General features: G+C 68.8%; 13 protein-coding genes. 6 read left to right on the forward strand and 7 right to left on the reverse strand.

The genetic code is table 11. From position 1 onward, the window contains the following. The first annotated feature begins 57 nt into the window (after positions 1-57). Positions 58-672 carry a hypothetical protein gene (locus tag ACQPYY_RS13700; protein ID WP_357083833.1) on the forward strand — a complete coding sequence of 205 codons (615 nt, stop codon included), beginning with the start codon at positions 58-60 and terminating at the stop codon, positions 670-672. A gap of 29 nt (positions 673-701) precedes the next feature. Here the strand turns inward: ACQPYY_RS13700 and ACQPYY_RS13705 are convergent, their stop codons facing one another. After that, the gene (locus tag ACQPYY_RS13705; RefSeq protein ID WP_379097384.1) at positions 702-1,190 is read right to left on the reverse strand and encodes a hypothetical protein; all 489 of its coding nucleotides are present in this window, start codon (positions 1,188-1,190) and stop codon (positions 702-704) included. Positions 1,191-1,477: 287 nt separating this feature from the next. Between ACQPYY_RS13705 and ACQPYY_RS13710 the strand changes: the two genes are divergently transcribed. The 4 genes from ACQPYY_RS13710 to ACQPYY_RS13725 are packed head-to-tail and all read left to right on the forward strand — an operon-like array spanning position 1,478 to position 4,960. Next, complete coding sequence (locus ACQPYY_RS13710; RefSeq protein WP_433594023.1) at positions 1,478-2,386, forward strand: ATP-binding cassette domain-containing protein; 909 nt, start codon at positions 1,478-1,480, stop codon at positions 2,384-2,386. A gap of 31 nt (positions 2,387-2,417) precedes the next feature. Continuing rightward, positions 2,418-3,119 (forward strand): ABC transporter permease, encoded by a 702-nt coding sequence (locus tag ACQPYY_RS13715; protein WP_433594024.1) that lies wholly within the window; start codon positions 2,418-2,420, stop codon positions 3,117-3,119. Positions 3,120-3,147: 28 nt separating this feature from the next. Further along, a complete protein-coding gene (locus ACQPYY_RS13720) occupies positions 3,148-4,275 on the forward strand; it encodes a sensor histidine kinase (RefSeq protein WP_433594025.1) in 1,128 nt (375 codons plus the stop codon). A gap of 37 nt (positions 4,276-4,312) precedes the next feature. After that, on the forward strand, positions 4,313-4,960 hold the full coding sequence (locus ACQPYY_RS13725; RefSeq protein ID WP_433594026.1) for a response regulator: 648 nt from the start codon (positions 4,313-4,315) through the stop codon (positions 4,958-4,960). A gap of 12 nt (positions 4,961-4,972) precedes the next feature. Here the strand turns inward: ACQPYY_RS13725 and ACQPYY_RS13730 are convergent, their stop codons facing one another. Next, a complete protein-coding gene (locus ACQPYY_RS13730; protein WP_433594027.1) occupies positions 4,973-5,593 on the reverse strand; it encodes a class I SAM-dependent methyltransferase in 621 nt (206 codons plus the stop codon). Between the two features lie 214 nt (positions 5,594-5,807). Here ACQPYY_RS13730 and ACQPYY_RS13735 point away from each other — a divergent pair, with 214 nt between their 5' ends. Beyond that, positions 5,808-7,364 (forward strand): amino acid permease, encoded by a 1,557-nt coding sequence (locus ACQPYY_RS13735; RefSeq protein ID WP_433594028.1) that lies wholly within the window; start codon positions 5,808-5,810, stop codon positions 7,362-7,364. Here the strand turns inward: ACQPYY_RS13735 and ACQPYY_RS13740 are convergent, their stop codons facing one another. The 5 genes from ACQPYY_RS13740 to ACQPYY_RS13760 all read right to left on the reverse strand — a co-directional run bounded on the left by ACQPYY_RS13740 (position 7,365) and on the right by ACQPYY_RS13760 (position 12,932). Continuing rightward, on the reverse strand, positions 7,365-8,129 hold the full coding sequence (locus tag ACQPYY_RS13740; RefSeq protein ID WP_357083809.1) for a 3-oxoacyl-ACP reductase: 765 nt from the start codon (positions 8,127-8,129) through the stop codon (positions 7,365-7,367). A gap of 37 nt (positions 8,130-8,166) precedes the next feature. Continuing rightward, on the reverse strand, positions 8,167-9,528 hold the full coding sequence (locus tag ACQPYY_RS13745; RefSeq protein ID WP_433594029.1) for an aldehyde dehydrogenase family protein: 1,362 nt from the start codon (positions 9,526-9,528) through the stop codon (positions 8,167-8,169). Next, positions 9,525-10,268 carry a gamma-glutamyl-gamma-aminobutyrate hydrolase family protein gene (locus tag ACQPYY_RS13750; protein WP_433594030.1) on the reverse strand — a complete coding sequence of 248 codons (744 nt, stop codon included), beginning with the start codon at positions 10,266-10,268 and terminating at the stop codon, positions 9,525-9,527. Before ACQPYY_RS13750 ends, ACQPYY_RS13745 begins: the two co-directional genes overlap by 4 nt. Further along, positions 10,249-11,604, reverse strand: coding sequence for a glutamine synthetase family protein (locus ACQPYY_RS13755; RefSeq protein ID WP_433594031.1), 1,356 nt, complete (start codon positions 11,602-11,604; stop codon positions 10,249-10,251). The genes ACQPYY_RS13750 and ACQPYY_RS13755 overlap by 20 nt, the downstream gene beginning before the upstream one ends. Before the next feature lie 527 nt (positions 11,605-12,131). After that, positions 12,132-12,932, reverse strand: coding sequence for a DUF222 domain-containing protein (locus tag ACQPYY_RS13760; protein WP_433594032.1), 801 nt, complete (start codon positions 12,930-12,932; stop codon positions 12,132-12,134). Between the last annotated feature and the right edge of the window lie 56 nt (positions 12,933-12,988).

The raw sequence follows: 12,988 nt of genomic DNA on the forward strand, positions 1-12,988 counted from the left end.
ACATCCTGCTGAAGCCGGGCTCGCCCCGGAGGCAAGACAATTCAGAGAGTTACGACCATGCGTAGAGCAACGGCGCTCTTCGCCGCATTACTGTTGGCCATCCTTTTTTCCATCACACACCTGACGGCTCCGCGGGCCCATGCCGATGACTGCACCGGCGATTGGGCCATCGGCATCGGCGGACTGGGCGACAACACCTCGTCCATCTTCGCACCGTTCGTGAATCAACCGGTGGGTTACAACTCCGCCGACCCGATGTCGGGGTTGAACGAACTCAACCGGTTGTTCTGGCAGCATCGCAACGAATGTCCCGGCGACCACATCCGGTTGATCGGGCACAGTGAGGGCGCGGGTCTCGTCCACGCCTGGGTCACCGCACACCAGGACGTCGACAATGCCAATGCCATTCTGCTGTCGGATCCCAAGCGGGCTCCGGGTCCGGGCTGGGGCGGTTTGTCGTCCACGCCCGGCAGCGGCATCATCGGCTACCCGCTCGCGGGCGTCGACGACTGGTTCGGCGGCTTCCCGGTCCTGACGGTGTGCAACCACGACGACCAGATCTGCGACACTTCGGCCGGCTGGTGGGGCTACCTCTTCGGAGGCGCCCATGGTCGTTACGATTTCAATGTCTGGGACTACGGCGACTGGGATTCCGGCGTCTGGTACCGGTGACATCGGTCATCGAACGAATCCGAAGGGGATCAGTAGCCGAAAGGCTCTGGTCCCCTTTGGCTGAACCCGTGCCCCATCGAAGTGCACACGGCCGCACCGGAATAGGTGATCTGACAGGTCGCTCCGGCAAAGGAGACCGAGAATTGCGGATCGTGCCCGCTCACCTGCGCGATGGGCGCCAGCGCCGGATTACCGCCCGGCAGTGTGTGACTGCCGTTGGAGTTCCACTCCGGATGCGCCGGGGCCGCGGTCGAATCGATGACGATCGCGGGCACATTCGGCAGCGGGACCTGCGCGCCGAGGTAGAGCACATTCATGACGGCGGCCGGGACGATGAGATCGCATCCCACCGCGCCGTCCGCGGCGATGGAACAGTTCCATCCGCCCAGGCTGAAATATTGAGCATCCCCGACCTGCACCGGGCCGCCCGCCGTGTCGGCGGACGCACCCCCGGCTCCTGACAAACCGGCAACAATCCCGAGAATGCCCCCGCAAATCCATGCGACGGAAACCTTCACAGTTCTGGACACGCCATCTCCCTGATGCGCGAAGAAGAGTTAATGGGTCGAATCGACCATAGAGAAAAGGTATCACTCCAGGCTGCGGGCCTGGAGTTCTGTCGAGGGGGCTAGCCACAATTGCGCCCTGCTTTTCGCATCCGTGCGAACCGCGAAAGGCCCCGGGTAAGCCGAAAGTGGTACACGGCCGTGTGCTGTCGTCTGATTTCCGGGCCGCGCCCACCCGGCAATCTCGGAGAGGACAGGCGGCGCACCGGGCGTCGCCCTCCGAAGACGAGGTGAACGGAATGATTCAGGCACGCGGACTGGGCAAGCGCTACGGCGACGTGGCGGCGGTGCACGAGCTGTCCTTCGACGTGCCGCCGGGCGTGGTGACCGGGTTCCTGGGCCCCAACGGCGCGGGCAAGTCCACCACCATGCGGCTCATGCTGGGGCTCGACCACGGCAGCGGGCGCACCCTGTTCGACGGGCAGACCTACGCCGAACTCACCGATCCGCTGCGCTCGGTCGGCGTCATGCTCGACGCCCGCGCCGTGCACCCCAAGCGCACCGCCATCGCGCACCTGCAGATGATCGCCGACGGCGCGGGCATCGGCCGGGCCCGGGTCGAGGAGGTGCTGGGCCAGGTCGGACTGTGCGACGTGGCCGGGAAGCGGGCCGGCGGTTTCAGCCTCGGCATGCAGCAGCGGCTCGGGCTCGCGGTCGCGCTGCTGGGCGATCCGGCGACCATCATCCTCGACGAGCCCGCCAACGGCCTGGACCCCGAGGGCGTGCGCTGGCTGCGCGATCTGCTCAAAGGCCTGGCGCGCCAGGGCCGCACCGTGTTCGTGTCCTCGCATCTGCTCAACGAGATGGCGCATCTGGCGGATTCGCTGGTGGTCATCGGCGGCGGGCGGCTGCTGGCCGCGGAGTCGGTGCGCGAGTTCATCGGCCGCAACTCCGCCTCCACCGTCGTGGCCCGCACCGATCGGCCGCACGAACTGGCGCACCTGCTGGGCCGCAACGGATTCCGGGCCCACGTCGAGGCCGACGGCGCGGTGCTGGTGGACGGCGACGACCGCCAGGCCGTCGCGGCCCTCGCCATGCGGGCCGGGCTGATCGTCACCGAGCTGACCCAGGCCCGCAGCAGCCTCGAGGACGCCTACTTCCACGCCACCGCCGACGCCGCTCGCTACCGCGGCCACGTCGCGGCCTGACCGCCCGCATCCTCCGAAGGGAATCACTCTCATGCTCAACGCCATTCGCTACGAAGTCACCCGGCTCGCGACGGTCCGCTCGACCTGGGTGCTGCTCGCCGCCGGGCTCGCCCTGCAAGGGGTCATCGCCTATTTCTCCGCGATCCGTGACTACGCCACCCCGAACGAGCAGTTCACCGCCTCGGCGTCGGGCTTGCCGCTGCTGCTGGGCGCGCTGTTCGCGACGGCGGTGGCCGTCAACGCCTTCGGCCACGAATACCGCTACGGCACCATCACCACCACCATGCTCACCGTGCGCCGCCCCGGCCGGGTGCTGGCCGCCAAAGCGGTGACCACCGGCGCGCTCGCCGCGGTCTACGGCCTCGCGCTGATCGGCGTGACCGTGCTGGTCCAGCTGGTGACCTCGCAGCTGCCCGCCGAGACCTCGGACATCACACGGGCATTCGCCGCCGCGCCGGTGTACGTCACCCTGGCCGCGCTGGCCGGGATGGGCATCGCCGCCGTGACCCGCAACGCCACCCTCGCCATGGTCGCCGCCATCGGCATCCCGACCGTCGCCGAGACCGGCGCGGTGCTGGCGGGCGCCAGCCCGAAGCTGATGCCCTTCCTGGCCGCCGGACAGCTGGCGACGCCCGGCAATGGCAATCCGGTCCTGCTCGCGCTGCCGCTGGCCGCGCTGGCCGCCGGTGTGCTGGCGGTCGGCGGCGTCCTGCTCGCGTGCCGTGACGTGTAGGGATCGCGTGCCGACTAGGGTTGCCGGAATGAGCACGACACGGCGGATCGGCCTGCTGATCCTCGATGTCGTGCTCGCCGTCGCCTTCGGGGCGGTCGGCTTCTCGGAGGTCCACACCTCGCCCATCGGCCTGCTGCCCGCCGCCGCGGGACCGGCGGTGGCGATCGTGGCCGGGGTCGCCCTGCTGTTCCGCCGCTACGAGCCGCTTGCGGTGCTGGCGGTCACGCTGCTCGGGCATGTGCTGTCCGGTGCGCTCGCGCCCGCGCTGCCGGCGTTGTACACGGTCGCCCGCCGCTACGGCACCCGGCGGCCGACCGTGCTGGCGTCGGTGACCGCGCTGATCGTGGCCGTCGTGCCGTGGGGCGCGGGATCGTCGTGGGGACTGTTCTTCGCGCGCGGCGTGATCGTCGCCGTCACCATGGCCGTCCCGCTGCTGTACGGCCTGTGGACCAACCAGCGCGCCGAAACCCTTGCCGCCCTGCGCGAACGCGCCGAGCAGGCCGAACGTGAACAGGGTCTGCGCGCCGCCGCGGCCGTGGAAGCCGAACGGCTGCGCATCGCGGGCGAACTGCACGACATCGTCGCGCACCGGATCTCGCAGATCACCGTGCTCGCGGGCGCGCTGGAGGTCTCCGCCGACGGCAAGCCCGCCGAGATCGCGGGCACCATCCGCGCCACCGGATCCCTCGCGCTCACCGAGATGCGGGAACTGCTCGGCGTACTGCGCGCCCGCGACGGCGGGGAGGAGGCGCCGCTGCGACCCGCCCCCGACCTGTCGGCCATCGCCGAACTGATCGCCGAGGCGACCGAAGCCGGGCAACTGGTGGACCTGTCGACGCCGCCCGAACTGCCGCCGGTGCCGGGGCCGGTGGGCCGGGCGGCCCATCGCCTGGTGCGGGAGGCGCTGACCAATGCCGCCAAGCACGCGGCCGGGGCCGAGGTGCGGGTGGCGCTCACCGTGGACGGCGAACACCTCGACGTGGACGTGCGCAACGGCCCCGGCGAGCGGACCGCACTGGCCGCGGCGGGATCGGGGTTCGGGCTGCTCGGCATGCGGGAGCGGGTCGAACTCGCCGGGGGCACGGTGCATTCCGGGCCGTTGCCCTCGGGCGGCTATCGGGTGCACGCGAGCTTCCCGCTGGCGGTGGCGGAATGAGCGGTCGGGCGAACAATGGTGCGGTGAGGGAGGTTTCGTGATCCGGGTGGTGCTGCTCGACGACGAGGAGCTGGTGCGCTCCGGCATCTCCATGATCCTGGAGGCGGGCGGCGGGATCGAGGTGGTGGCGCAGGACGGGGACGGACGGTCGATCGTGGACCTGGTCGCCAAGCACCGGCCCGACGTCGTCGTCACCGACATCCGGATGCCGCACGTGGACGGGCTGGAGGTGACCCGCCGCGTGCGCGCCCTGCCCGCACCGCCCGCGGTCGTCGTGCTGACCACCTTCGGACTCGACGAATACGTCTATGCTGCACTGGAATCCGGTGCGGCCGGATTCCTGCTGAAGGACACCCCGCCCCGGGAACTCGCCCGCGCTGTCGAGGTGGTCGCCGCCGGTGACGCCATCCTGGCCCCCTCGATCACCAAACGCATGCTCACCGCGTTCACCCAGGGGCCCGGCGCGCAGCAGCCCGACGCCCTGGCCCAGCTCGAGCCGCTCACCGACCGGGAACGCGAGGTCGCCCAGGCGGTCGCCACCGGCGCCGGCAACGCCGAGATCGCCCGCACCCTCCACATGAGCGAGTCCACCGTGAAGGTGCATATCAGCCGGGTCATCGCCAAGCTCGGCCTCGAGAACCGCACGCAGATCGCGATTCTCGTGCTCCGTGCCGGATTGGCGTGAGCGCGCGTCGGTTCAGATCCGGGTCAGCGCCGCGAGCCAGGCCGCCACGGGGGTGGGGTCGGGCAGGATGTCGAGCGTGGCGGGCTCGAGCGAGTCCAGTCGCCAGCCGTCGGTGAAGGCGCGCTCGATATCGGTGCGGCGCAGGCGATGCGGTCCCCAGGTGCCGGGCTGGCGGTCGCTGAACCCCAGCAGGAAGTAGCGGCCGCCGGGGCGCAGGATCGCGGCCAGGCCGGTCACCAGGGCGGCGCGGTCGGCGCCGTCGAAGAGGTGGAACAGGCCGCAGTCCAGGACCGTGTCGAAGGTTTCGCCGAGGGTCGGCAGTTCGAGGGCGCTGTGGCGGCGGAAGGTGACCCGCAGGCCGCGTTCCGCGGCCTTGGCGCGGGCCAGGTCCAGGGCGTGGGCGGACTGGTCGATGCCGGTGGCGTCGAGGCCGTGGCTCGCGGCGAGCAGGGCGTGTTCGCCGGTGCCGCAACCCAGGTCGAGTACCCGGCCGCGCAGTTCACCGGCGGCGGCGAGGTCCGCGAACGGGCGCTGCGGGCGGTCGATGTCCCAGGGCGGCTTGCTGGCGTAGAGGGTGTCGGCGGCGTCCGGGTCGTGGTACTCGGGGTGCGGATCGCGCGGGGGAGGTGTCACCGGGATCTCCTGCCGGGAGCGTGGTCGTGCGGGGACCCTTCGAATTTATCGAGACACTGTGTCTACGGTCAAGCTTCGTTGTCCGCGTGTACCGGGCCGTCGACCTTACCGGGCGACCGGTTTCGGCGTTGGCCCTGCGGACCCAGCGGGATTGCCGCACACTGGGCTCCTGGCAAACGCCGTGTGAGGGCGGCGTTTTCACTCGGGAGTGCCCATGACCGCAACCCAGTCTCGATCCGATGATGACGAACGGCGGCTCGCCGAACTCGGCTACAAACAGGAATTGGCCCGATCCTGGTCGGGATTCTCGAATTTCGCGATCAGCTTCACCATTGTCTCCATTCTCACCGGCGGCCTGGCCAGCTACGGAATCGGACTCGCCAACGGCGGCCCCATCACCATGGCGTGGGGCTGGCCGCTGGTCTCGGTGATGGTGCTGTTCGTGGGCCTGGCCATGGCCGAATTGGCTTCGGCCTACCCGACTTCGGGCGGCCTGTACTGGTGGGCGTCGGAACTGGGCGGGCCGGTGTGGGGCTGGTTCACCGGATGGTTCAACCTGATCGGGCAGATCGCGGTGACCGCCGCGATCGATTACGGCGCGGCAATTTTCACCACCGCCGTGCTCAATGTGATCGGCATCGACATCGGCACCGACCGCACCGCCATCTTCCTGGTGTTCTCCGGAATCCTGGTGCTGCACGCGGTGCTGAACGTGATCGGCCCGCACCTGTCGGCGGTCATCAACAATGTGTCGGCCTGGTGGCATGTGGGCGGCGTCGCCATCTTCGTGGTGGTGCTGGGATTCGGTGCGCAACACCATCAGAGCATCGGATTCGTGTTCACTAAGACGGTCGACAACAGTGCCGTGGGCTTCGGCGGGGTGGCGTTCAGTTTCCTGCTCGGATTGCTGCACGCGCAGTACACGTTCACCGGATACGACGCCTCGGCGCACATGTCGGAGGAAACCCACGACGCCTCGCGGATGGCAGCCAAGGGGATCATCAACACCATCGTGGTGTCGGCGGTCGCGGGCTATCTGCTCATCATGGCGGTGACGTTCGCGATCCCGAATCTCGACGACGCCCTGGACCCGACCAAGAACAGCGGATATCCGGTCATCTACATCCTGCAGAATTCGCTGAATTCGTTCTGGTCCGGACTGCTGCTGATCATCGCCGCCATCGCCCAATTGTTCTGCGGCTACGCCTCGGTGACCGCGGCCTCCCGCATGCTGTTCGCCTTCGCCCGCGACGGCGCGGTGCCGGGATCCAAGCTGTGGGCGACGCTGTCCTCGCGGCGGGTGCCGGTGAACGCGGTCATCTTCGTGTCGGTGTTCGCGTTCATCCTGCTGATCCCGTCGATGCTGGTGCCCGCCGCCAACGCGCCGACCGCTTACGCCGCGGCGACCTCGGTGGCCACCATCGGCCTCTACATCGCCTACGGGATTCCGGTGCTGCTGCGGCTGGTGCGCGGCGATCGATTCCAGGCCGGGCCGTGGCAGCTCGGCCGCTGGTACCGGCCGGTCGGGGTCATCGCCTTGATCTGGATCGTGCTGATCAGTGTGCTGTTCATCCTGCCGACCGACGATCACGGGTATCCGTGGGTGGACGGATTCACCTGGAACTCGGTGAATTACGCGCCCATCACCCTGGTCGGGGTGGTCGGCGCGATCGCCATCTGGTGGTTCGCCTCGGCCCGGCGCTGGTTCACCGGGCCCAAGCGAACCGTGGAGGAGCCGCCGGGGGCCGAGGAGGCCCCCGTCAGCGCCTGACTACAGCGGGGTGACGTACGCCCCGGAGATGCCGCCGTCGACCAGGAACTGCGAGGCGGTGATGAAGGAGGAATCGTCGCTGGCGAGGAAGGCCACGGCGGCGGCGATCTCCTCCGGCTCGGCGAACCGGCCCGTCGGAATGTGCACCAGCCGGCGGGCGGCCCGCTCCGGATCCTTGGCGAACAGCTCCTGCAGCAGGGGAGTGTTGACCGGTCCGGGGCACAGCGCGTTCACGCGAATCCCCTGGCGCGCGAACTGCACCCCCAGTTCCCGGCTCATGGCCAGCACGCCGCCCTTGGAGGCGGTGTAGGAGATCTGCGAGGTGGCCGCGCCCATCACCGCCACGAACGACGCGGTGTTGATGACCGAACCCTTGCCGCGCTCGAGCATGTGCTCGATCGCGTACTTGCTGCACAGGTACACCGAGGTCAGATTGACCTCCTGCACGCGGCGCCAGGCGTCGATGCCGGTGGTGAGGATCGAATCGTCGTCCGGCGGTGAGATGCCCGCGTTGTTGAAGGCGATGTCGAGGCCGCCGTAGGTGTCCACGGCGGTCTGGAACATGGCCCGCACCTGGTCCTCGTCGGTGACGTCGACCTTCACGTAGAGCCCGCCGACCTCGGCGGCGGCGGCCTCACCGGCGACGGGGTCGATATCGCCGACCACGACCTTGGCGCCCTCCTGGGCGAACCGGCGAACGGTGGCGAGTCCGATGCCGCTGCCGCCGCCGGTGACGACCGCGACCCGATCCTGTAAGCGCTGCAACGTATCTCCTTCGGTTGATGGATGTCGGCGGTGCGGGCTATTCGGTGGCGAGGAAGACGTTCTTGGTTTCGGTGAAGGCCCTCGCCGCGTCGGGTCCCAGCTCCCGGCCCAGGCCGGACTGCTTGAATCCGCCGAACGGCGTCCAATACCGCACGGAGGAATGGGAATTCACCGACAGGTTCCCCGCCTCGACGCCGCGCGCCACCCGCAGGGCGCGGCCGACGTCGGAGGTCCAGATCGAGCCGGACAGGCCGTACTCGGTGTCATTGGCGATGCGCAGGGCGTCGGCCTCGTCGTCGAACGGGAGCACCGCGACGACCGGGCCGAACACTTCCTCGGTGAGCACCCGGTCGGTCGGGGAGGTGGGCAGCACCACCGTGGGCGGGAACCAGAATCCGGGGCCGTCGGGGCGGGCGCCGGTGAAGGCCACCTTGGTCGACGGTTCCAGGAATCCGGCGACGCGGTCGCGGTGGGCGGCGGAGATGAGCGGGCCCATCTCGGTGGACTCGTCACCCGGATCGCCGACCCGCACGCCGTGCACGGCCGGTTCGAGGAGTTCGAGGAAGCGGTCGAAGACGCTGCGCTGCACCAGGATCCGGGAGCGGGCGCAGCAGTCCTGCCCGGCATTGTCGAACACGCCGTAAGGGGCGGTCGCGGCGGCGCGCTCCAGGTCGGCGTCGGCGAACACGATATTGGCGCTCTTGCCGCCGAGCTCGAGGGTCACCCGTTTCACCTGATCGGCGCAACCGGCCATGATCTGCTTGCCCACCTCGGTGGAGCCGGTGAACACCACCTTGCGCACGGCCGGGTGGGTGACGAAGCGCGCCCCGACCACCGAGCCGCGGCCCGGGATCACCTGGAAGACATGCTCGGGCAGGCCCGCTTCCAGTGCCAGCTCGCCGAGCCGGATCGCGGTCAACGGGGTGAGCTCGGCGGGCTTGAGCACCACCGTGTTCCCGGCCGCGAGCGCCGGCCCGAAGCCCCACGCCGCGATCGGCATCGGGAAGTTCCAGGGCACGATGATGCCGACGACTCCGAGCGGTTCGCAGAAGGTGATGTTCACCCCGCCCGCGACCGGAATCTGATTGCCCGTCAACCGTTCCGGCATGCCCGCGCTGTAGTGCAGCACATCACGGACATTGCCGGCCTCCCAGCGGGCATTGCCGATGGTGTGGCCGGCATTGCTCACCTCGAGCCGGGCGAGCTGTTCGCTCTCGGCGTCGACCGCCTCGGCGAAGCGGCGCAGCAGCCGCGCCCGATCGCCGGGGGAGACGGCCCGCCAGCCGGCCGACGCGCGGTGGGCGCGTTCGATGGCGGCGTCGGTGGCGGCCGCGTCGGCCGCTTCGATGGTGGCCACCACGGTCTCGGTGGCAGGGTTGACGACGTCGGTCGTGGTCACCGGTTGCGCTCCTTCGCGTACTGTGCGGCCTGATCGACCAGGGCCCGCATGAGGCGGGTCTCGGTGGCGTTCTCCTCCGGATGCCATTGCACGCCCAGCAGGAACGGTCCGTCGCGGGTCTCGGCCGCCTCGATGATGCCGTCCTGGGCGTGCGCGGCGGCGGTGAGCTCGGGGGCGAGGGTGTCGATGGCCTGATGGTGGTGGCAGTGCGCCTTCAACTCCGGGCCGGTGATCTCCGCCAGCCGGGTGCCCGGCACGGTGGTGACGGTCGTGACCGTGAAGACGCCGGGCGTGCGTGAATGATCGGTGTGGCCGACCACATCCGGGACGTGCTGGTGCAGGGTGCCGCCGAGGGCGGCGTTCACGAGCTGGAGTCCGCGGCAGATCGCCAGGATCGGCAGACCCGCCTCCCGTGCCAGCTCGAACAGCCCGAATTCCGATTCGTCGCGGTCGCGCCGCGGCCTGCCCGTCTCGGGATGGGGCGCCGCGCCGTAGCGGGCCGGATCCAGGTCCGCGCCACCGGTGAGCACGAGACTGTCGAGGCGCTCGATCAGCTCGGGCCGCGCGGCGCCGGTGGGCGGCAACAGGACCGGAATCCCGCCCGCCCGCTCGGTCAGGTCCACGTAGGTGCGCGCCAGCACGGCGGCGTCCACGTCCCAGTGGCCGAAGCGGGTGCGTTCGGAGTAGGTGGGCAGGCCGATGATCGGCCGCGGTGCGGGGTCAGAGTCGTTCGAAGCCACGGATGCGCTCCCAATCGGTCACCGCCGCATCGTAAGCGTCCAGCTCGACCTGTGCGGCATTGCGGTAATGCCGCACCACGTCCGCGCCGAACGCCTGCTGGGCGACCTTGCTCTCGCCGAACAGGTGCGCCGCCTCACGCAGGGTCTTCGGTACGCGCGGGCGGTTGGAGCTGTAGGCGTTGCCGTGGAACTCCGGCTCCAGGGGGAGCTGCTGGTCGATACCGTGCAGGCCCGCGGCGATGACCGCCGCGACTGCCAGGTACGGGTTCACGTCGCCGCCGGGGATGCGGTTCTCCAAGCGCAGCGACGGGCCGTGGCCGACGGTGCGCAGGGCGCAGGTGCGATTGTCGCGACCCCAGGCCAGCGCGGTCGGGGCGAAGCTTCCGGCCTGGAAGCGCTTGTAGGAGTTGATGTTCGGAGCCAGGAAGTAGGTGAGGTCCCGTAGCGAGTCCAGCTGCCCGGCGATGAAGTGCCGCATCAGCTTCGAGGGGCCGTCGCCGTCGGTGAATACCGGCTCGCCGCCCGCATTGCGCAGGCTGATGTGGATGTGACAGGAATTGCCTTCCCGCTCATTGTATTTCGCCATGAAGGTGATGCTGCGGCCGTCTTGCGCCGCGATCTCCTTCGCGCCGGTCTTGTAGATGCTGTGGTTGTCGCAGGTGACCAGCGCCTCGTCGTAGCGGAAGGCGATCTCGTGCTGGCCCGGATTGCATTCGCCCTTGGCGGACTCGACATACATTCCCGCGCCGGACATTTCGGTGCGGATGCGGCGCAGCAGGGGTTCGATGCGCGCGGTGCCGAGCATCGAGTAATCGACGTTGTACTGGTTGGCGGGCGTCAGGTCCCGGTAGCCGCCGCGGAACGCGGACTCGTAGGTGTCGTCGAAGACGAGGAACTCGAGTTCGGTGCCGACGTAGGCGTACAACCCGTGCTCGGCCAGGCGATCCAGTTGTGCGCGCAGCACCTGCCTGGGGGAGGCGGTGACGGGCTTCCCCAGGTCGCCATGGGGGTCGACCTGCTCGACGTCGCACAGCACCAGGGCGGTGCCCGGCAACCAGGGCAACAGGCGGAGGGTGCTCAGGTCCGGCCGCAGGACAAAGTCGCCGTAGCCGGTGTCCCAGGACGACATGTCATACCCGTCGACAGTCGTCATCTCCACATCCACGGCCAGCAGGTAGTCGCAGGCCTCGGTGGCGTGGTTGAGCACTTCCTCCACGAAATACCGTGCCGAACAACGCTTTCCCTGCAACCTGCCCTGCATGTCCGTCATGGCCACCAGCACCGTGTCCACCGTGCCCGCCGCGACCCTGGCCACCAGGTCCGTCACGCTCAACATTCCGGCCCGCATCTTCGACCCCTCTCGACGCCAACGTGCTCACGCTAGGCGAACCGGACCGCGGGTGTAGTCGATACACGCAGAGATCATCGGAGTGTCACGAAGCCAAGAAGACCAAAGACAAAAGAGGACTCGAGACAAAGACAAAAGACGCCTGGAGAAGGGAGAGGGTGGCCGAGCTTGCGAGGCCCCTCACGTACCAGCCCCGCTCACGGCTCGGCCGCGCGTCATCCAGGGGAAGACGAAGGGATGGGGTTGGGCGTTTTCTGTAGAAGGTGATCCGTGCGGTCCGTGGGCTGGGATCGACGGGTAACGGCTCCCAACCTGGCGTCAGCCCCAGTGCGGTAGGGCAGGCGAGGCAACCACACTCTTTGTAGTTTTGCGAACGCGCTTGTCGCACGAGCATTCGTGACGGACGCAGGCCGAAGGGCCCCACCGTTGGTGAGGCTCGGACATGTATGAGGGGCGAGACCACCAGCGGGCCGGTGGGCGCGTGCGATCACGCAGTCGCGCCAGCGACGCTGCCATCAACTCACCGGCGTGGTGACGTTCATTTGGGCCGAGTTGGCCAGGCGCTTGGAGCGGCCCAGGTGCAGGGGGCGTCCGGCGTGGTCGAAGATCGCAAGAAACGGCTTGGACTTCTGCGCCAGCTGCAAAGCCTGTTCCAGCGGCACGGTCCCGCCTGAAGCGGTGGTCGCTACACCGGCAGCGGCTTCGACCTCTGCCAGGCTCATGGTGATGATCGTGGACACGGGCAGTCCGCGATGCTGACCCACGTTCGCCGGGCCCATCTCCGGACGCAGGAACGCCACCAACGCGTCGTGGTTGCGCTGCTCGGCGGTGAGGGTGGACATCCCATCAACACCCTGCTTGCCGAGGGTGATCCCGCGACGGCGCTGCCGGTCGGTGTCATCGGTGAGACGCCCATCGGGATCGAGGTAACCGAGGAGTCGGTCACCGACTTTGGGCAGGTCGTCAGGGGTGGAGGTGGCAGCGAAGTGGGCCAGCTGAAATTCGGCACGGTCACGAGTATCAGCGTCGACCTTGGTGGGAATTCGGTTCACGATCTTCGCGATCGCACGGGCGGAATCGACTGACACCAAACCCATTTCCTGGAACGCGGCCGTCCATGCCAGCCAGGGCTCGGCCACCCGCCCGGCTTCCTGGCGCCGCCCGAGCAACTCGGCGGCCCGCACACGAGCGCTAGCTTCGGCATGACCGATCCGCAAAGTCTGCTCGAGGTACTTCGAGGTGCGCTTCACCCCGGCCTTCTCCGGCAACCCGCGGTTCTCCACCTCGCGAATCATCTTGTGCTCGAAGCTCGCCATCCGTCCGGAGCGAATTATGTTCTACCGGACACTAAATTCCGGCCCGGGTAAGAATC

The organism is Nocardia sp. CA-145437, from assembly GCF_050956485.1.
GTDB lineage: Bacteria > Actinomycetota > Actinomycetes > Mycobacteriales > Mycobacteriaceae > Nocardia.

Excerpts from the sequence above, each read along its gene's own strand:
- ACQPYY_RS13700 (WP_357083833.1), top strand. The coding sequence starts at position 58 with ATGCGTAGAGCAACGGCGCTCTTCGCCGCATTACTGTTGGCCATCCTT.
- ACQPYY_RS13710 (WP_433594023.1), top strand. The coding sequence starts at position 1,478 with ATGATTCAGGCACGCGGACTGGGCAAGCGCTACGGCGACGTGGCGGCG.
- ACQPYY_RS13715 (WP_433594024.1), top strand. The coding sequence starts at position 2,418 with ATGCTCAACGCCATTCGCTACGAAGTCACCCGGCTCGCGACGGTCCGC.
- ACQPYY_RS13720 (WP_433594025.1), top strand. The coding sequence starts at position 3,148 with ATGAGCACGACACGGCGGATCGGCCTGCTGATCCTCGATGTCGTGCTC.
- ACQPYY_RS13735 (WP_433594028.1), top strand. The coding sequence starts at position 5,808 with ATGACCGCAACCCAGTCTCGATCCGATGATGACGAACGGCGGCTCGCC.
- ACQPYY_RS13755 (WP_433594031.1), bottom strand. The coding sequence starts at position 11,604 with ATGTTGAGCGTGACGGACCTGGTGGCCAGGGTCGCGGCGGGCACGGTG.
- ACQPYY_RS13760 (WP_433594032.1), bottom strand. The coding sequence starts at position 12,932 with ATGGCGAGCTTCGAGCACAAGATGATTCGCGAGGTGGAGAACCGCGGG.